General features: G+C 60.0%; 26 protein-coding genes and 1 pseudogene. 18 read left to right on the top strand and 9 right to left on the bottom strand.

What is annotated here, in order from left to right; translation table 11 throughout:
* Positions 1-174 precede the first annotated feature (174 nt).
* Entirely contained in the window at positions 175-1,446 is a 1,272-nt protein-coding gene (locus AC1DD5_RS02250) for an MFS transporter (RefSeq protein WP_477520512.1), read from the bottom strand.
* 116 nt (positions 1,447-1,562) lie between these two features.
* Between AC1DD5_RS02250 and AC1DD5_RS02245 the strand changes: the two genes are divergently transcribed.
* The 4 genes from AC1DD5_RS02245 (at position 1,563) to AC1DD5_RS02230 (ending at position 5,137) form a co-directional block, all read left to right on the top strand.
* Positions 1,563-2,363 carry a hypothetical protein gene (locus tag AC1DD5_RS02245; RefSeq protein ID WP_477520511.1) on the top strand — a complete coding sequence of 267 codons (801 nt, stop codon included), beginning with the start codon at positions 1,563-1,565 and terminating at the stop codon, positions 2,361-2,363.
* A 30-nt stretch (positions 2,364-2,393) separates the two neighbouring features.
* Positions 2,394-2,873, top strand: coding sequence for a Fur family transcriptional regulator (locus AC1DD5_RS02240; RefSeq protein WP_224088431.1), 480 nt, complete (start codon positions 2,394-2,396; stop codon positions 2,871-2,873).
* Between the two features lie 14 nt (positions 2,874-2,887).
* Positions 2,888-4,369 carry a catalase gene (locus AC1DD5_RS02235; RefSeq protein ID WP_477519608.1) on the top strand — a complete coding sequence of 494 codons (1,482 nt, stop codon included), beginning with the start codon at positions 2,888-2,890 and terminating at the stop codon, positions 4,367-4,369.
* Positions 4,370-4,501: 132 nt separating this feature from the next.
* Positions 4,502-5,137, top strand: coding sequence for a DUF2461 domain-containing protein (locus AC1DD5_RS02230; protein WP_477520510.1), 636 nt, complete (start codon positions 4,502-4,504; stop codon positions 5,135-5,137).
* 159 nt (positions 5,138-5,296) lie between these two features.
* Here AC1DD5_RS02230 and AC1DD5_RS02225 read toward each other — a convergent pair whose 3' ends face one another.
* The 8 genes and pseudogenes from AC1DD5_RS02225 to AC1DD5_RS02190 all read right to left on the bottom strand — a co-directional run bounded on the left by AC1DD5_RS02225 (position 5,297) and on the right by AC1DD5_RS02190 (position 12,925).
* The gene (locus AC1DD5_RS02225; protein ID WP_477520509.1) at positions 5,297-6,853 is read right to left on the bottom strand and encodes an amino acid permease; all 1,557 of its coding nucleotides are present in this window, start codon (positions 6,851-6,853) and stop codon (positions 5,297-5,299) included.
* A gap of 156 nt (positions 6,854-7,009) precedes the next feature.
* On the bottom strand, positions 7,010-7,444 hold the full coding sequence (locus AC1DD5_RS02220; protein ID WP_477519605.1) for a DUF779 domain-containing protein: 435 nt from the start codon (positions 7,442-7,444) through the stop codon (positions 7,010-7,012).
* Positions 7,444-8,466, bottom strand: coding sequence for an alcohol dehydrogenase AdhP (adhP, locus tag AC1DD5_RS02215; protein ID WP_477519604.1), 1,023 nt, complete (start codon positions 8,464-8,466; stop codon positions 7,444-7,446). Before adhP ends, AC1DD5_RS02220 begins: the two co-directional genes overlap by 1 nt.
* A gap of 33 nt (positions 8,467-8,499) precedes the next feature.
* A pseudogene (gene exaC / locus AC1DD5_RS02210) lies at positions 8,500-9,978 on the bottom strand (acetaldehyde dehydrogenase ExaC); the annotation flags it as partial.
* A 201-nt stretch (positions 9,979-10,179) separates the two neighbouring features.
* Positions 10,180-11,472, bottom strand: a complete 1,293-nt coding sequence (locus AC1DD5_RS02205; RefSeq protein WP_477520508.1) for a tyrosine-type recombinase/integrase — start codon at positions 11,470-11,472, stop codon at positions 10,180-10,182.
* The gene (locus tag AC1DD5_RS02200; RefSeq protein ID WP_477520507.1) at positions 11,469-11,804 is read right to left on the bottom strand and encodes a DUF6221 family protein; all 336 of its coding nucleotides are present in this window, start codon (positions 11,802-11,804) and stop codon (positions 11,469-11,471) included. Before AC1DD5_RS02200 ends, AC1DD5_RS02205 begins: the two co-directional genes overlap by 4 nt.
* A 53-nt stretch (positions 11,805-11,857) precedes the next feature.
* The gene (locus tag AC1DD5_RS02195) at positions 11,858-12,262 is read right to left on the bottom strand and encodes an ImmA/IrrE family metallo-endopeptidase (RefSeq protein ID WP_477520506.1); all 405 of its coding nucleotides are present in this window, start codon (positions 12,260-12,262) and stop codon (positions 11,858-11,860) included.
* Between the two features lie 165 nt (positions 12,263-12,427).
* Entirely contained in the window at positions 12,428-12,925 is a 498-nt protein-coding gene (locus AC1DD5_RS02190) for a hypothetical protein (protein ID WP_477520505.1), read from the bottom strand.
* A 396-nt stretch (positions 12,926-13,321) separates the two neighbouring features.
* Here AC1DD5_RS02190 and AC1DD5_RS02185 point away from each other — a divergent pair, with 396 nt between their 5' ends.
* From AC1DD5_RS02185 to AC1DD5_RS02120, 14 genes are all read left to right on the top strand, one after another.
* A complete protein-coding gene (locus AC1DD5_RS02185) occupies positions 13,322-13,567 on the top strand; it encodes a helix-turn-helix domain-containing protein (protein ID WP_477520504.1) in 246 nt (81 codons plus the stop codon).
* On the top strand, positions 13,564-13,725 hold the full coding sequence (locus tag AC1DD5_RS02180) for a hypothetical protein (protein WP_477520503.1): 162 nt from the start codon (positions 13,564-13,566) through the stop codon (positions 13,723-13,725). Before AC1DD5_RS02185 ends, AC1DD5_RS02180 begins: the two co-directional genes overlap by 4 nt.
* A 10-nt stretch (positions 13,726-13,735) precedes the next feature.
* Positions 13,736-14,026: a hypothetical protein gene (locus AC1DD5_RS02175; protein WP_477520502.1), complete on the top strand. Its 291-nt coding sequence runs from the start codon at positions 13,736-13,738 to the stop codon at positions 14,024-14,026.
* Entirely contained in the window at positions 14,023-14,199 is a 177-nt protein-coding gene (locus AC1DD5_RS02170; RefSeq protein WP_477520501.1) for a hypothetical protein, read from the top strand. Before AC1DD5_RS02175 ends, AC1DD5_RS02170 begins: the two co-directional genes overlap by 4 nt.
* Before the next feature lie 106 nt (positions 14,200-14,305).
* Positions 14,306-14,503: a hypothetical protein gene (locus AC1DD5_RS02165; RefSeq protein WP_431116499.1), complete on the top strand. Its 198-nt coding sequence runs from the start codon at positions 14,306-14,308 to the stop codon at positions 14,501-14,503.
* Positions 14,500-14,634 carry a hypothetical protein gene (locus AC1DD5_RS02160; RefSeq protein WP_477520500.1) on the top strand — a complete coding sequence of 45 codons (135 nt, stop codon included), beginning with the start codon at positions 14,500-14,502 and terminating at the stop codon, positions 14,632-14,634. The genes AC1DD5_RS02165 and AC1DD5_RS02160 overlap by 4 nt, the downstream gene beginning before the upstream one ends.
* Positions 14,631-14,924 carry a hypothetical protein gene (locus AC1DD5_RS02155; protein ID WP_477520499.1) on the top strand — a complete coding sequence of 98 codons (294 nt, stop codon included), beginning with the start codon at positions 14,631-14,633 and terminating at the stop codon, positions 14,922-14,924. Before AC1DD5_RS02160 ends, AC1DD5_RS02155 begins: the two co-directional genes overlap by 4 nt.
* 127 nt (positions 14,925-15,051) lie before the next feature.
* Positions 15,052-15,231 (top strand): hypothetical protein, encoded by a 180-nt coding sequence (locus AC1DD5_RS02150; protein WP_477520498.1) that lies wholly within the window; start codon positions 15,052-15,054, stop codon positions 15,229-15,231.
* Complete coding sequence (locus AC1DD5_RS02145; protein ID WP_477520497.1) at positions 15,228-15,416, top strand: hypothetical protein; 189 nt, start codon at positions 15,228-15,230, stop codon at positions 15,414-15,416. Before AC1DD5_RS02150 ends, AC1DD5_RS02145 begins: the two co-directional genes overlap by 4 nt.
* Positions 15,413-15,565, top strand: coding sequence for a hypothetical protein (locus AC1DD5_RS02140; RefSeq protein WP_477520496.1), 153 nt, complete (start codon positions 15,413-15,415; stop codon positions 15,563-15,565). The genes AC1DD5_RS02145 and AC1DD5_RS02140 overlap by 4 nt, the downstream gene beginning before the upstream one ends.
* On the top strand, positions 15,565-16,398 hold the full coding sequence (locus tag AC1DD5_RS02135; RefSeq protein ID WP_477520495.1) for a PD-(D/E)XK nuclease-like domain-containing protein: 834 nt from the start codon (positions 15,565-15,567) through the stop codon (positions 16,396-16,398). The genes AC1DD5_RS02140 and AC1DD5_RS02135 overlap by 1 nt, the downstream gene beginning before the upstream one ends.
* The gene (locus AC1DD5_RS02130) at positions 16,395-16,946 is read left to right on the top strand and encodes a hypothetical protein (RefSeq protein WP_477520494.1); all 552 of its coding nucleotides are present in this window, start codon (positions 16,395-16,397) and stop codon (positions 16,944-16,946) included. Before AC1DD5_RS02135 ends, AC1DD5_RS02130 begins: the two co-directional genes overlap by 4 nt.
* A 117-nt stretch (positions 16,947-17,063) precedes the next feature.
* Positions 17,064-17,894 carry an HNH endonuclease signature motif containing protein gene (locus tag AC1DD5_RS02125; RefSeq protein WP_477520493.1) on the top strand — a complete coding sequence of 277 codons (831 nt, stop codon included), beginning with the start codon at positions 17,064-17,066 and terminating at the stop codon, positions 17,892-17,894.
* A gap of 4 nt (positions 17,895-17,898) precedes the next feature.
* A complete protein-coding gene (locus tag AC1DD5_RS02120) occupies positions 17,899-18,339 on the top strand; it encodes a single-stranded DNA-binding protein (RefSeq protein WP_477520492.1) in 441 nt (146 codons plus the stop codon).
* The last annotated feature ends 176 nt before the right edge of the window (positions 18,340-18,515 follow it).

Below are 18,515 nucleotides of genomic sequence, written 5' to 3'. Positions count from 1 at the left end.
CTCGTGAATGGTTCTGTTTGGATTAACGCCGACGGCGGTCGCCGTGTTCCGTAACTGGGACACCTACCGGCCGCCACACCTTTGGGCTGGCACCGACTCTTGGCCCGGCGTCGACCTCTTAGCTGCCCGCTACTCTTGGGGTGGCACCGCCCCGTCTGAATCATGCCCCGCTGGCTACGGCACCGGATGCTTCGCATCGTACGCGACGAAGCCCGGCTGCAGGCGCGAAGCCAGCCAGGCCAAGACAATGCAGACGATGCCGCCCATCAGCAGCACTCCGCCTTCGCTGAGGAATTGTGTGACCCCGCCAGCCAGCATGTCTCCCACGCGGGGACCTCCGGCGACCACCACGATGAACACTCCCTGCAGCCGTCCGCGCAGGTGATCGGGCGTCGCGGACTGGAGGATGGTGGTCCGGAAGACCGCGCTGACAGAATCCGAAATCCCCGCCAGCGCACAACACAACGCCGCAGGAAGGAGCCAGGGCGTTACGCCCTCGCGGCCCGAATCTCCAGCCAGCAACACCACCACTCCAAAGGCTGCAATCGAGGCGCCCCATCCGACCACCGACCACACCACTGCGCTGCCTTGGCGCCTCACCCTGCCGAGGGGACCGGAAAACAGTCCGGCCAGGAAGGCGCCCACGGCGGTAGATGCCAGCAGCACGCCCACCGTTGTTTCACCGCCGCCAATCATGACTGCCCCAATTGCAGGCATCAGGGCACGGGGTTGGGCGCAGATCATGGCGATGAGGTCGATGATGAAGGTCATCCGGACATTGGGCCGCGTACCTAGGAACCGGAAGCCCTCCACTACGGAGCGAAGCCCGGGCCGGACGGCCTCCTTTGACGGTGGCAGCGGCGGGAGTTTGGCGAGGCCCCACAGGGCAAAGGTGAAACTGATGACATCGATCGTGTAAGTCCATCCGAAACCGATCGTGGCCACCAGCACGCCCGCCAGGAGCGGCCCGGCGGTCATGGACAGGCCGAACGTCAGCATGCTCAAGGCGTTCGCCGCCGGGAGCAGGTCCTTCCGGACAAGGAGCGGAATGATGGCGCTTCGGGCTGGACCGTTGATGCCTTGTGCACCACTTTGGATGGCAACCAATGCGTACAACAACGAGATGTTGCCGATCTCCAGCCACGCCTGCAGTGCCAAACCGGCGGTGCTGGCCCAAAGCACCAGTGATGCGATCAGCGCTACTTTGCGGCGATCGTAGGCATCGGAGATAGAGCCGCCGTATAGTCCGGTGATGACCAGCGGAACCAGCGCGAAGATACCCAGAAGGCCTACATAGAAGCTCTCCTGGGTCAGACGGTAAACCTCCAGGCTGACGGCCACCAACGTGAGCTGGGTACCGATGGCAGCCACCGAAGCCCCAAGCCAAAGCCGCCGGAAGGCCACGCTCTCCTTGATCGGGGTGATGTCTGCCAGTAGTTTCGCCACCTAGCCACCCTAGCGACCCAAGCGAACCCAGTGACGTCGTTGCCCGCTTCGCTTGAATAACGCGTCTCCCGCCGTAACGCACTGGTTGGTAGGCTCACCCGGGGGAAGGAGTCCACATGGTCTTGTCGCGACGATTGCTGTTCCGCTCGGGCATCTGGGAAATTGCCAGGCCGCGCCACCCTTTGACGGCCGGGCACGTACTGATACGGCTCGCGGACCCCTCCACGGAATTTACGGAATCCTCAGCGGCCGACTGGTTGTTCTGCCACAACCTCGCCCGGGCAGCATTGGACGACGTCCTTGATGCGAAGCGGTTCGCTGTGATGTTCGCCCATCGGTGGCACCCGTTGGGTTCGGCTGTCGGCGAGCCGGTGGCTGAGTCTTCCACACCCACGTTCCACCTGTTCGCTCGTTGGGAGGCGGAAAGCACGACGCCGGGACGCCAACTCGCGCTGCCGGCCCACCATCGCGTTCCCGAGCCTGAGGACAGCCTGGACATCGTGGATACGCGGATCCGGGATTCGCTGGGTCTTGGTGCCGCCACCATCGCAAAAGCACCCACCGGGCAGGTGGGGTCCGCGCCTGTGGCCATGTCCGGCGTCGTACCCGTTCAGGTGCCCATGCCGACTCCCTTGGTCGCGACGGTTGACGCAGACCGCCATCACAGCGTGATTGAGCCCGCCAGCGCGGCGGCTTCGATTTCCAATCTCGTTCCCGGGGAACTCGTTGCCATGGGGAGCGCCCTGGATGCGCTGCCGCTGACCAGTGGACTCACTGGCTTCAGCTGCGTGGCTGTCGAGGGCGGGAATCCGGGTTCAGCCCTCCGCATCCACGCGGTGGGTCGATCTGCCGCGGAACAGGACAATCCGATGGTGGATTTGTTTAATTTGCCGGAAGTTAGCCGTGCCTTATTGTGAACTGCTCAAAATAAGTGGTTCAATGAGTGCATGACCGATCACACAGCCGACCAGGAAGCATGGGCCAGTGCCCTGCATGCCCACGGCAGGCGTGTGACCAAACAGCGGCTGGCAGTGCTGGCCGCGGTCCAGCACCATCCGCACTCCCCGGCAGAAGGCATCCTTGCCGCCGCCCGCAAAGAGCTTCCTGAACTGACGGCGCAGTCCGTTTACGTGGTGCTCAGCGACCTCACGGATTTGCAGATGCTGCGCCGCTTTGAACCCCCGCACTCCCCGGCGCTCTACGAAACCCGGGTGGGCGACAACCACCACCACGCCGTCTGCATCAGTTGCGGTCGCGTGGAAGACGTGGACTGCGCCGTGGGACACGCACCGTGCCTCACCCCGCACTGGGATGAAAATTCCAAGCCAATGACCATCCAGATCGCAGACGTCCTCTATCAGGGCATCTGCCAGGATTGCCAGGCAAAACAACAGCTCCCCAAACAAACGTCCGTAACTCAAAAATAAGAACAAGGAGAACAATGACTGCTATTTCAACAACCCAGTCAGGTGCCCCCGTTACTTCCGACGCGCACTCCAAGTCCGTCGGCGCCGACGGTGCCATCATCCTGACCGACCACTACCTGGTGGAAAAGCTTGCGCAGTTCAACCGCGAGCGGGTCCCGGAGCGTGTAGTGCACGCCAAGGGTGGCGGCGCTTTCGGTACCTTCAAGACCACCTCGGACGTATCGGCCTACACCAAGGCCGCGTTCCTGCAGCCGGGCGTCGACACGGACATGCTGATCCGTTTCTCCTCCGTTGCCGGCGAGAATGGTTCTCCCGACACTTGGCGCGACCCGCGCGGTTTCGCCGTGAAGTTCTACACCTCCGAGGGCAACTACGACCTCGTGGGCAACAACACGCCGGTGTTCTTCATCCGCGACGGCATCAAGTTCCCAGACTTCATCCACTCCCAGAAGCGCCTCCCGGGTACCCACCTGCGTGACGCTGACATGCAGTGGGACTTCTGGACCCTCTCCCCCGAATCCGCACACCAGGTCACCTGGCTCATGGGCGACCGTGGCCTGCCGGCTTCCTGGCGTGAAATGCAGGGCTACGGCTCGCACACCTACCAGTGGATCAACGCCGCTGGTGAGCGCTTCTGGGTCAAGTACCACTTCAAGTCCAACCAGGGCGTCAAGACCATCACCGGCGACCAGGCTGAGCAGCTGGCAGGCTCGGATGCAGACTTCTACATCCGCGACCTCTCCGAGAACATCGAAGCCGGCAACTTCCCCTCCTGGGAACTGCACGTCCAGGTCATGCCCTACGAGGACGCCAAGACGTACCGCTTCAACCCGTTCGACCTCACCAAGGTCTGGCCTCACGCGGACTACCCGCTGATCCACGTGGGCACGATGGAGCTGAACAAGAACCCGGAGAACTACTTCGCGCAGATCGAGCAGGCCACCTTCGCGCCGTCGAACTTCGTTCCGGGCATCGCTGCCTCGCCGGACAAGATGCTGCAGGCCCGCATCTTCTCCTACGCCGATGCACACCGCTACCGCGTGGGTACCAACCACGCCCAGATCCCGGTGAACCAGCCCAAGAACCAGGTCAACAACTACAGCCAGGACGGCGCCGGACGTTATCTGTTCAACGCCCCCACCACCCCGGTCTACGCACCGAACTCCGTTGGTGGCCCGGCTGCTGTTGAGCCCACTTCACCGGCAGGTGGCTGGGAGAACGACGGCGAGCTCACGCTCTCCGCGCACACCCTGCACTCCGAGGACAGCGACTTCGGCCAGGCCGGTACCCTGTACCGCGAGGTCTACGACGACGCTGCCAAGGCCCGCCTTCTGGACACCATCACCGGTGCCGTGGGCGGCGTGAAGAGCGCCGACATCAAGGAACGCGCCATCCAGTACTGGACCAACGTTGACGCCGAACTCGGCGCCAAGCTGCGCGCCAACCTCGGTGCAGGCCAGGCCTCCTCTGACGCCGAAGCAGCCAACAAGCTCTAAGCGTCCGGATCGGTAAGAATTACCGTCGAACACCCCGTTGCGGATCTCCGCAGCGGGGTGTTCTCCTTTGTTTTTCCACATAGGCCGGCCGGGCTCTGGCTGCGCTGGTGCCATGGTCCATAGGATCCTTCCATGAGCACATTCGAGGGAATTCCATCCGCAGCCTTCCGCTTCTACGAAGAACTGGAAGAGAACAACAACCGCGAGTGGTGGTTGGAGCACAAAGACATTTACGACGCCGCCGTCAAGGAGCCGCTGGCGGCCCTCCTTTCAGAGCTGGAGCCTGAGTTCGGGCCAGCGAAGATCTTCCGGCCAAACAGGGACGTCAGGTTCTCCCAGGACAAGTCGCCCTACAAAACGGCCCAGGGCGCCTTCGCAGCGTCACAGGAAGGCCTGGGGTTCTACCTCCAGGTCAGCGCCGATGGTCTGTTGATCGGCGGCGGCTGCCATTCATATACTCCCGCGCAATTGGCACGCTTCCGCGCCGCTGTGGACGCTCCTGAAAGTGGAGGGGAATTGCAGCAGATTGTGGACTCAGTTGCCGCAGCGGGTTTCGCCATCCAAGGCGAGATGCTCAAGACCATTCCGCGGGGCTTCGATAAAGATCATCCACGCGCCGAGCTCCTGAAGCACAAGTCCTTGTCGGCCGGGGTTGAGGTTGGTGAACCGGAATGGCTCTCCACGCCGTCAGCCAAACAGGAGATCGCTGATCGCTGGGAAGTGCTGAGGCCGCTTGTGGACTGGGTGGGGAAACACGCTGCGCCGTAGTCCCTGCCCCTTTCACGGTGTCCGGTCCCCAGTGCCCTGGGTTGACGGCCCAGGAACGCCAAAAGCGACTGGGTACACCAAAAGCGCCCGGGAATTGATTCTCCCGAGCGCTTCCGATGATAATTCGAGCCAGCTGTCTGACAGGCAGCTGGGATTGGTTTAGACCTTGGTAAAGGAGTCTTCGTCCTCGTCGCCCGTGACCGCAGTAGTTGCAGAACCGCCATTGACGGCAGCCTTGGCTGCGGCGAACTTCTCGTTGAGCCGCGAGTGGCGTTGCCCGTAGGAGAAGTAGATGACCATGCCAATGACCAGCCAGATCGCGAAGAAGATCCAGGTTTCGACTGCCAGGTTGGTCATGAGGTAGACGCACAGGATCGCGGACACCCAGGGCAAGACCTTGCCGAACGGGACGCGGAACGCAGGCTTGAGGTCCGGACGCTTCTTGCGCAGCACCAGGATGCCCAGGCTGACCATCACAAAGGCTGACAGCGTTCCAATGTTGATCATTTCCTCGAGGAGATCCACATTGGTCAATCCGGCCACCAGGGCAACTGCTGCGCCACAGATGATCTGCAGGCGCGCAGGGGTGGAGCGCTTCTCGCTGGTCTTTGACAGCGACCGCGGCAGCAGTCCGTCGCGGCTCATGGCCAACACCACACGGGAAAGGCCCATGAGCAGCACCATGATCACCGTGGTCAGGCCCACAAGGGACCCAAAGGCAATGACCTTGGCGGCGTCGTTGTTGCCCACGGCCTCGAAAGCTGTAGTCAGCGTGGGGTTCTTTTCCTCAGCCAGCTGGGTGTAGGAGACCATGCCGGTCAACGCGAGGGAGACCAGGATGTAGAGCAACGTCACCACAGCCAGGCCGCCGAAGATACCGCGTGGCAGTGTCTTCTGCGGATTCTTGACCTCTTCCGCGGAGGTTGCAACAACGTCAAACCCAATGAAGGCGAAGAACACCAGGGCAGCACCAGCGAAAATGCCCAAGGTGCCGTACTGGGCAGGAGCAGCACCGGTCAGGAAGCCGAAGAAGGACTGCTTCATGACATCAGCGGCGCCTGTGCCCGTAGTCGGCTCCGAGGCGGGAATGAACGGTGTGTAGTTGGAGAATTTCACGTAGCTGAAGCCCACAACGATCACGAACAGCACTACTGCGATCTTGATCAAAGTGAAGATGTTGCCAACGCGGGCGGACAACTTCGTCCCCAGCACCAGCAGCACAGTGAAGATCGCGACAATGAGGAAGGCGCCCCAATAGAGGTCAACGCCGCCCAGGCTGAGCGACGGCGGAATGTCCAGGCCCATCAGGGCGAAGACTTTGCTGAGGTAGATGCCCCAGTACTTGGCGATCACCGCGGCAGCAGTAAAGAGTTCGAGGATGAGGTTCCATCCAATGATCCACGCGAGTACCTCGCCCATGGTGGCGTAAGTGAACACGTAGGCCGAACCTGCCACGGGGATGGCCGTGGCAAATTCGGCATAGCACATAATGGCCAAGGCGCACGTGACGGCTGCGATGGCAAAGGAGATGGTGACGGCCGGGCCGGCAAAGTTTGCAGCAGCCTTGGCGCCAACGGAGAAGATACCGGCACCGACAGCGACGGCGACACCCATAATCATCAGGTCCCAGGTACTGAGGCTTCGCTTCAGCTTGCGCCCGGGCTCGTCGGCGTCGGCGATCGACTGCTCGATCGACTTGGTCCTGAAAATGTTCATAAAAATGCCACATTCTGGATGGGGGTGGTATAGGACTCATCAAGAATAGTGTCCGGTGAGTGGACGGCCATATTTATCCCAGATAGTGAGACGGCCCCTGAGCCCGCGTTACTGATGTGACTGGTGTGACGGAAGCGAGTAGCCCCCGTCACACCACTAAACACCTGGGACATCCCAGTCCATGATCGTGGAGCGGATCAGGAACCGCTTCCCCTCCGGGGACTCGACAGAGAAGCCGCTTCCCCGGCCTGGGACCACGTCAACAGTGAGATGTGTATGGGACCAGTAGGCGAACTGTTCCCTGGACATCCAGAACTCGAGAGGCTTTGGCTCCTGGCCAGTTCCAGTTGCGAAGTCTGCATTGAGGTCGAACCGGCCCAGGAGGACATCCGAATCACCGGTGAGGAACTCCCCCGCCGGATAGCACATGGGAGCGGAACCGTCGCAGCACCCACCCGATTGGTGGAACATGAGCGGCCCATGCTGCTCCCAGAGCTTCCGCAATAGTTCGACGGAGGCCGCGGTGAGCGCCACCCGGGAAAAGTTCTCTCCGGAGAGTGTCACCGCGGCTTCCAACACGGGGTTGTCCATCAGAACTTCAGAACCACTCGGCCATCGATCTTGGCGTGCTTCATCTCGTCAAAGACCGCGTTGACCTCGGACAGCTCGCGGGTGGAGACCGTTGGCTTGATCTTGCCTTGTGCGTAGAACTCCAACGCTTCCTCAAGATCCTGGCGGGTGCCCACAATCGATCCCCGGACAGTGAGTCCCTTTAGGACGATCTCGAAAATCGGCGCCGGGAAGTCACCCGGAGGAAGCCCGTTGAAGACGATGGTTCCGCCACGGCGGGCCATTCCGATTGCTTGCCCGAAGGCAGAAGGGTGCACGGCCGTCACCAGGACACCGTGGCAGCCGCCAGTTTCGCGCTGGATGACCTCGGCTGGATCCTCATGCAGAGCATTGACCGTTAGTTCAGCGCCGTGTTCCCTGGCCAACGCCAGCTTGTCGTCGGCAATATCCACGGCGGCCACACGAAGTCCCATGGCTACCGCATACTGGACGGCAATGTGTCCCAATCCGCCGATTCCGGAGATCGTGACCCACTGGCCAGGCCTGGCTTCGGTCATCTTCAAGCCCTTGTAGACGGTGACTCCAGCACACAAAACCGGAGCAACCTCCACGGGATCCGAGCCCTCCGGGATGCGGGCTGCAAAACGCGTATCCACCAACATGTACTCGCCAAACGAGCCGTCCACACTGTAGCCACCGTTCTGTTGGGACTCGCACAGCGTTTCCCACCCAGTACGGCAGTACTGGCAATCTCCGCAGGCAGACCACAGCCAGGCGTTGCCAACAAGATCGCCCACGGCAACGTCCGTTACCCCTTCGCCCAGGGCCACCACTTCACCCACTCCCTCATGGCCGGGAATGAACGGAGGTGTTGGTTTGACCGGCCAGTCACCTTCGGCGGCGTGCAAGTCGGTATGACATACCCCCGACGTGATCAGGCGCACCAGCGCTTGGCCGGGACCCGGCGTCGGCCTTTCCACGTCCATGACCTTAAGGTCGGTTCCGAACTCAGTAACTACTGCTGCTTGCATGGTTGTCGACATTGACGATCTCCTTTGATCGATGAACATAAGGGTTTAGAAGAAGCCGAGTTTGTTCTCGTTGTAGCTGACCAACAGGTTCTTGGTCTGCTGGTAGTGGTCCAGCATCATGGCGTGGTTTTCACGGCCAATGCCTGAGGACTTGTAGCCACCGAAGGCCGCACCGGCCGGGTAGGCGTGGTAGTTATTGACCCACACGCGGCCGGCTTGGATTTCCCGGCCCGCGCGGTAGGCGACATTTCCGTTGCGCGACCAAACGCCGGCACCCAGGCCATACAGGGTGTCATTGGCGATGCCGATGGCGTCGTTGTAGTCGCTGAACCTGGTCACGGAGACCACAGGGCCGAAGATCTCCTCCTGGAAGATCCGCATCCGGTTGTGGCCTTCGAAAATCGTGGGCTGGACGTAGTAGCCGCCGGCAAAGGCTCCGGAAAGCTCTGCCCGTGCGCCGCCCGTGAGGACCTTGGCGCCCTCCTGCTTTCCAATGTCGATGTAGGAGAGGATCTTCTCCAGTTGGTCGTTGGAAGCCTGGGCACCGATCTGGGTTTCCGTGTCCAGAGGGTTGCCCTGGATGATCTTGTTGGTGCGGGCTACGACGTCAGCCATGAAGGAGTCGTAAATCCCCTCCTGGACCAAAGCACGTGACGGGCAGGTGCAGACCTCGCCCTGGTTGAAGGCGAAGAGCGTGAAGCCTTCCTGTGCTTTGTCGTAGAAAGCGTCGTTCTGGGCTGCGACGTCGTCGAAGAAAATGTTGGGGCTCTTGCCGCCAAGTTCCAGCGTGACCGGGATGAGGTTGTTGGACGCGTACTGGCTGATAAGCCGGCCCGTGGTGGTCTCGCCCGTGAAGGCGATCTTGCGGATACGGGGGCTGGAAGCCAGCGGCTTTCCGGCTTCCACGCCGAAACCATTGACCACGTTCACTACACCCGCGGGCAGCAGGTCGCCGATCAATTCCATCAGTACCAGGATCGATGTTGGCGTCTGCTCGGCTGGCTTAAGCACGACGGCGTTACCTGCGGCAAGCGCGGGGGCCAGCTTCCACACGGCCATGAGGATGGGGAAGTTCCAGGGGATGATCTGGCCCACCACGCCCAACGGTTCCTTGAAGTGGTAGGCGGTGGTGTCCTCATCGAGCTGCGAAAGGTGGCCCTCCTGGGCACGGACAGCGGAGGCGAAGTAGCGGAAGTGATCGGCTGCCAGGGGAATGTCCGCGTTGAGTGTCTCCCGGACGGGCTTGCCGTTGTCCCACGTCTCGGCAACCGCGAGCAGCTCTACGTTCTCGTCTATGCGGTCCGCGATCTTGTTCAGAATCGCGGCGCGTTCCGTGGCTGACGTTTTGCCCCATGAAGGCGCGACCTTGTGCGCGGCGTCGAGTGCCAGTTCGATGTCCTCGGACGTGCCACGGGCAACTTCGCAGAAAGCCTTGCCTGTGACGGGCGTGATGTTTTCGAAGTAGGCGCCCTTGACGGGAGCAACCCACTCCCCGCCAATCCAGTTCTCGTACCGGTGGGTGAACTTTAGTGAACCCTAGATCCCAATGATTGCACCGAAGTGCACGTAGACGCTTGCAACAGTGCAAGCCGGTGAATCCATCGTTTCTCCAGAGAACATATGCGTTCTGTCAAACCGTTGTGTTTCCGTTGACCAGCACCAAAACCAAAGGCCCCCACCGAATGGTGGGGGCCTTTTGCTGTATGCCGGATGGGGTGAACCTTTTCACGCCGCCTCTTCGCCGTCACCACCAAGAGCGTCAAGGATCTCCCTCTCATCCAACGGAAGCAGCGACGGGGCAATGTAATGCAGTTTCGTCATCCTGTCCGAAGTGTGCCCAAGCTGATCAGCAGCCCGCACGGAACCACCAGCCTCAGCGATCAACGTAGCCACAGTCTTACGCAAAGTCTTCTGCGTAACCCACGCCCACGGATACCTCTCAGCCAGAACCTCCGGGCTCACTTCCTTGCGCTCCTTAACTGACGGCCTAAACAAATCATTCCAAACCCCACGCATGGAATCCGGGCACATCAGCTTGTTCCTGGCATTCGCGAACACCACGCCCCACTCGTTCCCCGGCAGCTCCTGACGGCGCCGCAACATCTCCACAGCGAAAGCGGGCAGCGCAAGCCGGCGCTCATCCCGCTCCTTCGTCGGAGCGAAGACCAACCCCTTGCCCGTCTCCCGGATGATCTGCTGGTGAATGTGCACCCATGGGACTTCGGCGTCCAAATGCACATCATCCCAACGCAAACCCAAAACTTCAGCGGGCCTAACGCCCGTACCAATGAGGAAGTCGATTACATCAAGTGGCGTCTGAGAACGAGACACCCCACCCATGCGGTACTTGTCACCCCCAGCTTTCTCAAACCTCTCCTGCCACGTCAAGGGCCGCATCCGTTCTTGCGCGAACGCCCGCATCCCCAAGAACTCATCCAACGACAAAGCCCGGATGGCCTTACGCTCGATCTTCGGCACGCGAGTAGCCGCAACCGGGTTACCGTCAACCGCGTCATAGCGTTGCGCTTCGGTGAAAATCCCTGACAACACCGACCGCACCACCGCTGCCGCTGAGGGGCCAGACTTTACGCTGACATCCCTTATGAACAGATCCAGGCGTGAGGTGGTGGCCTCCCGCAACTTCAGCCCGCCAATCTTCGGGGTGATGTGATTGTCCAACGCGGCTCGGTTCCGCTTCAACGTGTTGTATTTGAGCCCTTCGGTTTGCTGCCCCGCGTACCACGTCTCAGCCAAGTCCTTGAGGCGGGTTTCGGAATTGATGCTGTCACTGCCGCGCTTCAACTCGTTGATCTTGGACTTCAGCGCCGCCAGTGCCGCGTTCTTGCCGGTGCTGGTTATGGCCTTAGCGTCCCGCCCGCGCCCAACCCCTAACGCTGATACCTGCCGCGTGACACCATCCATTCCGCGGAACCTGCACTTAGCAGTGACCTTGGGCAAGTCATATGCGTAACTGACAGCGCCGTAATCACCAATCGCCAGCTGAGGCCGCGGACTCATGACCAGTCCTTGTTGTACTCGGGATGATCGGCGTAGACGGCGGCGAGTGCGCGGAGAGTGTCGCAGTATCCGTGGTCTTCTACCAAGTCGCCATAGCTAAAGCATGTCTCGCACGCGAACCCCCACTTGACGCGCGTGCTCACCTCGACAACATTGTCAACGATCGGATGCGCTGCGATGATCGCGCGTTTCGCCGCGCACTCGGCAAGTTGACGCACCCATCTCCGGGAACTTCCGCCCTCGCCGCGCCGGTACTGGGCAAGGCACACCTCAGCCTCATACTCATCCTCTGTAATCCTGGCTTCAAGGAACTCGGTGATTGTTTGGCTCATACCATAACCTTATCTCGTTTTGCAATTAAGTGCACTCGGGGTTGCATTAGAGTTCACTGCGCTTTGGTGAGGGTTCGTTTGCGGGCGGCGATGGACGGGCATTTGAGGCAGCCCCAACACCCCGCCGTCTTGGCCTGCTTATCCGTCAACGTGGCGGCGCGGTCCATGAGAACCTGCTGCGTCACACCCAACTCACCCGCCAACACCTTCAACGACTTCTGCCCCTTACACACACCCACAATCCGATCCAACGGTAGAAGACGCCGCGCAACCTCATACCGGACCTGCATCTCAACCACCTCAACCTGATGGCCCGTGTGCCCCCACTCCACATGAATCAACTCATGCAGAAGAGTGCACAACTGCTGAGCCGCGTCCAGGCGATCATCCAACCAAATCGTTTCCCCGTCCGTGAGCCCAGCGTAACCATCCTCAAGACGCTCTCTAACAACCTTCACCACAGTGGAACCCCATAACTATCCATGTCGCTACCCCCAGATGAGAGCGAATGGGATTACCATAACCGGCGCCCACGACATTTAACAGACGTAATGGATTGGTTGAAGGTCACACCTCGATACCATTTCCAGACGATTTACATAACGGTGGCGTTACCTTAAGTCCTAACGCTCCAAATGCTCCTGCATCCGAGCCCCTGACGTGTCGTTAGCGGCAAGACCATACGCCGAACGACGCTCACTAGAATGCTCACTCTCAAGCTCAGCAATACGCCGAGCCAGATACTCGTTCTCCTTCTCAGCCGCACCCACACGCCGCGACAACTCCACCACCAATTCCTCAGTCGCGAAATCCGCCAGCCTCGGAGGCTCAGGCTCAATACCAAGCTTCTCCCAATCACGCAGCTCGGACAGCTCGAAACGAGTCCCAACCTTCGCGCCTAAAACCTCACGCACACTGCCGGCCTTCCAATCCAACGCGGCCTCCAAAGCAGCCCGCGTTGCAGCAGTCCCAGGCACCTTCGATCCGGACATCCAAAAGAAGACGGAACGGTCGCTTATATCTTCCGGGAACAACCTGAGAAACCCGGCAGTGCTCAACGTCCGGTCCTCCAAGTGTTCTTTTATGAGCCGTGAAAGTTCGGCTCGGTTATCTTCGCTCATTGCACAAATGTCCTTCGTCAGGCCCGCCCCTGCATAGAGGGGTGGCGTACTCGACTTTGCCAAGCAGAGTGCTCATTCACTACTTGGCTGTACTTGGATGAACCGCAGCGGCGTGCTCAATGCCACTGGGTTCATAGTGGGCCGGCACTCTCATGCAAGCCCCAAGGCTCAATCAGTTTTCGGTCAAGATCTAAACCCGACCTTGAGCACCATCGTGGCGCACCCTCGACTGAAACAACAAACTTTTTGTAGTTCACCAAACACCGCAAAGCACTGAAAACATCACTTGTAATTTCAGCGAAGTTCAGCGATTTTCCCGCATGATCTAGCGGAAGTTCAGACTGTTTCAGTCTTTTGGGGTTGACTGTTTCAGTTTGATTCAGTAGGGTTCACAACATGGAAACCACAACAGCCCGGAGGAACATCCAAGCCATCACGGATATCCGCATCGGGGAAGTAATCAAAGCCAACCGCAAACTCCGCCGACTGACCCTGGATGAACTCGGGACCGCTGTCGGCCTGACCCACTCAAGCATCGCCAACTTCGAATCCGGACGCCGCACCCTCACAAGGGAACGCGCCGACGCGCTAGCCAACGTCCTCGGCATCAACCCCCGAGTGCTAGACCCCGAAGCTGCATGACACCCGCCATGTACACCATCACGTCCACCACAAACACGGCGCCGATCCGCTTCGACAGGATCAGCCCCGACAAGGTTCAGATAACTCTCGAAGATGGTTCGACTCAGGAGTACTGGGTCACGGACCTACAACAAGCACTCGACTCGGAAGCGTACTAAGGAGCACCCCATGAGCACCCCGACAGTAACCCCCGCGAAGATCAGTCAGGTTGAACTCCTGCGCGAATGGTTGAAGACCGGCAAGACCAAAGGTCAGCACGTCAACTACTTCGTGTTCAGCAAGTTCGCAGCCGAGTACATGACGTACATCAACCAGGGCCGTCACATCCCTGCTGGTTTCGGTAAGCACCGCGCTTCCCGTTACCCGAACAGCCGCTACAACGTGGTCGAGGACGGCGCCCGTGACGCACTCAAAGCCGCGCTCATGGGCAAGCGCTCCGACTACGCACTACGCGCATGAGCAGCACATTCGAGGAATGGGAGAAGGCGAAGAGGCGCCGCAATGTCACCGCCTACTTCATCGCAAGAGCAGTCGCAGCGGGCCTGACCCCAAGGCAAACAGACGTCGACAGGTTCCGCGAAACCGAAACCCTCATGCGCGAACTCGAAACCAAATTCACGGAGGAAACATGAGGACCGAACCGCGCGACTGGTTGTTCTACAGCCAGCGCGAAGACGACGAAGCGCAACAACAAACCCGACACGAAGATGACGCAGACGCACGCAGAAAGGGAGAGCAATGATCTACAACCAGTTCAACCGTAAGAACCCGCACCGCCCCACCGTTTCCAAAGGCGACATCGCCGGCGCTTGGTGGGTTCAAGGCATCGACCCGAACGGCAGACTCCACGCCTCCCTGGAATGGACCCTCGAAGCCGCGCACACCGTAGCTACCGGGTGGGCAGCAAATGGATACCCGAAGAAGACTGCGCAATGACTCGGCAGCCGATTCGTTGGAACCGGGACGCGCTCGAATCCGTACGCGAAACAGTGGTTGGCGTACTCATCCTCGTTGGCCTCCCCACATCCACAATCGTCATCGCCGCAATCATCGGAGGCACACGATGACCGTCCAAGCAGGCATCGAAGTAGACGTTGACCTTGAGTTGCTGGTTGGCGAAATGCCTGAACAGCCCTGTGATTTCCCTCAGCACGGTAAGCACCCTCAGCACCCAGACAACGGGCCAGCAGAGTTCTACTTCAAAGGCGCCTGCGCGAAGTGCAAAGGCGTAGTGCCAGTGCAAGCTATCTGCGCCGTGCTCGCTGACTACATCAAATCCGGCGCGGTCATGACCTGCAACAAGTGCTGGAAATACACAACCGCTGTCGTGATCCTCCTAGAACCGATCAAGCCATGACCTTCAACCCATCCAAGAACCACGAGCACTGCACCGCCACTAGGGAATGGTTCGGCCCGTTCCCCGTCACAACAACCCATCACCACCCCGACTGCAACGACCGCACCGACAAAGAAATGAGAAACCGATGAGCCGCCACCTGGAACTAGTCCCGAGCAACGATCTCGTGAACGGGGCGTCAGTGTTCAACCGCGACATGCTACTTGGCAACACCACCGTCACCGAACACGAACGCCGAGCCGCAGCACGGTACTTGGCAAAGCACGCGCCGGACCTGCACGCGATGGTTTTGGGGAGTGTGGCGTGACTCGCTTCATTACCAAGGCAGAAGAACTGGACGCGCTTGCCAACTTGTCCGTGATTATCGACAACGGCGAAGACGTATGGCAGAAGCGCTGCGATCACTGGTGCAGTTTCGAAACAGCCCTCCATGACAGCAAGCGGCTCGCCCGATACGCACCCCTCGAAGTCATCTGGGAACCGAAGCAATGACCCCCGCCGAGTATTACGCGGACGAGCACCGGAACCTGCTCGCAGCGTCGAACCTCGCCGCCACAGTCCGCAACAGTCACGCACCCGACTGCGCCTGCCACGAAGACAGTGCCATCACCGAACCCATCCCAACAAAGGACGCCGAATAATGACGGTAACAATTACGGAACCAGGGATCTACGACGGCATCAGCAACAAGGACTACCACGCACACCCCGCCCTCGGATCCACGAGCCTCAAGACCCTCGCCACACGCACACCAGCCCACTACCAATGGGACCAAACACATCCGAAATTCTCCGACGCTTTCACTCTCGGCACCGCAGTGCACTCCGTGATCCTAGAAGGCGACCTATCCAACATCGCCGTAGTAGACGCCGACAACTGGCTCACCAAAGCCGCCAAGGAAGCAAAAGCGGCGGTATTAGCCGATGGCAGACAGCCACTACTCAAGAAAGAAATGGCACAAGTCCTTGCAATGAATGACGCGGTAATGGCCCACCCAACAGCCCGTCAAGCATTCACCGGGCACCGCGCCGAAGCATCCGTGTTCTGGGACGAAAACGGGTTGCCGCTCAAGTGCCGGCCTGACGCATGGCAGCCAACACAAATCGTTGACCTCAAAACCACAATCAACGCAGACCCACGCGAGTTCGGCAAAACCGCCTACAACTACGGCTACCACCAATCAGCCGCCCACTACATCGACGGCGTGAAGGCCGCGACCGGCGAAACCCTCCCATTCGTGTTCGTCCTTGTCGAGAAGACCGCGCCCTATCACGTGTCAGTGGTCGAGCTTGACTGGGAAGCCATCGAAATTGGCCAGCAACTAAACGACCGGGCAAAACGCATCTACCAAGAATGCACAGAGTCAGGCAACTGGCCCGGATACCCCACCGCCGAACCCATTGCCCTCCCAAACTGGGCCGTCTACCAAGCCGAAGACCTACTCGGCATAACCGAACCGGAGTTGAAGCTTTGAAAATCACCGCAGAACCACGCTCCGACCAGTGGAACGCAGACGACTTCCTTGGGGGCGCCAGGACATTCACCATCGCAGGAGTTAGGGAAGGAACCGCTGAGCAGAAGTACGACATCGCGCTAGAGGGCGAGCCCCGCGCTTGGCGCCCACCGCTCGGAATGGTCCGGGTCCTGATGCAGGCGTGGGGCGACGAATCAGACGTATGGGTTGGCCGTCGCGTAACCCTCTACCGTGACCAGTCGGTCAGGTTCGGCAAGGAAGTTCTCGGCGGAATCAGAATCTCCCACCTGTCACACATCGACAAGGTATCGAACTACAAGGTGACTACATCCCGCGGCAAACGGGAAACCTTCACCGTGCAGCCCCTCGCAGCACAAGCACCCCCCGCCCCGGCCCGTGACTTCCTGACTGAGGCGCAACTAGCGGGTGGCGATGCCGACTCTCTCCGGGCGCTCTGGGTAGCAGCGCAACAAGCTGGCGCCGCACAGGAAGTACTCGACACGATCCGTTCGATGGCTACCCCGGCTGATGAAAACCCTCCGGCCTGAACGCCTCCCCCGTAGATGCCGTTGCGGGAAACTACTCTGCCGCAGCATCGAACACGCCCGCCAAATCCACGCCATCATCTGGGCCGAGAAAGGTGGGGTTGACGTGAGGTATTACCAATGCGGTCAAGGCGCATGGCATTGGACCAGAGAGACAGAAAGGAGAGCAGCATGACGAGAGGCTGCGAAGTTGAGGAATGCGACAAGCCCGCAGCGAAACAAAGGTACTGCTCAATGCATTACGCCAGGAAGAGGCGAAATGGGTCAGTCAACGCAGTCCGGGTAATCCATGGCGACAGGCTTGCTGGCTTCATGCAGAAAGTTGAGCAGTCCGAAGGCTGCTGGGAGTGGCTAGCGAGTAGGACGCCTCAAGGGTACGGGCAGTTTGTCATGAAGTCGCAAGACGGAAAGCGCCGGCCAACTACCGCCCAACGAGCCGCGTGGATGCTGTTAGTGGGTCCAATCCCAGAGGGGAAGTTCGTTGACCACATCTGCCACAACCGCGGATGTGTCAACCCGCAGCACTTACGCCTAGCTACCCCGAAGCAGAACAACGAGAACCATAGCGGCAAAGCCCCCACCACCAGCACAACCGGAGTTCGCGGAGTTCATTGGGCAAAAGGTCGCTACCACGTGCTAGTCAATCACAACTACAAAGCGCATCACGGCGGGATTTACACCAACCTAGACGCTGCAAAACAAGCAGCCATCAACCTGCGAAATGAACTATTCACCTTCAATGACCGGGATCGCGGCGAGGCTTCCACAACTAACCCCGATCTATATCGGTCCAGGCGGCGACGCAAGAAGGGCGAAGCCATCCCATGCGGCACAACCTCACGGTACAGGAGTGGCTGCCGTTGCGATAAGTGCAAGACCGCGACCCGCGAATACAAGCGTCAAGTAGCACTCAAGAAACGCACCACAAACACCAACCAGAAAGCAGCCTAACCACATGGCGAACGTAACATTCACTGGCAACATCGGCACCTACCACGGCCTCAAGTTCGGGCAGGACGGAAAGCCTCGAACCTCGTTCTCAGCAGCCGAAACCCCGCGAGAAAAGAACCAGCAAGGCGAATGGGTAGACGGGGCAACAACCTGGTTCAACGTCACTTTGTTCGGACGTGACGCGGAATCCCTCGATGAAGCACTGGCGGGCGGCAAAGGCAAGGTGCTTGTCACTGGCCGGATGAAGACCCGCAAGTACGAGCACAACGGCGAACCGCGCGAATCACTTGATGTTGTTGCCGAGTCTGTCGCCCTCGTCCCCCGAAGCTCACAGCAAGGTCACGCGGATCAAGGCAGGCAGGCCGGCGCTCCTGTCACGCAGGCCTGGAACAACCAGCAAGCCGATCCCTGGGCCGCGCCACAGTCAGCCGAAGTTCCATTCTAAACCAAACCCCTGGTGCGCTGCCGACTACTCCCGGCAGCGCACCCCCGACCCCAAGGCACTAATGATCACCCTGAGCACGCCCCGAGTAACCGCAACCCGCATCCAAACGAAACGCGGATGGACCGAAACGCCAGAATGCCACCGCTGCGGAATCACCTTCAACGCCAGCCGCCGCA

It is taken from the genome of Paenarthrobacter sp. 10L420 (assembly GCF_056395385.1).
Note: the sequence above shows the minus strand (reverse complement) of the source record. Positions and strands in the feature narration are given on the sequence as shown.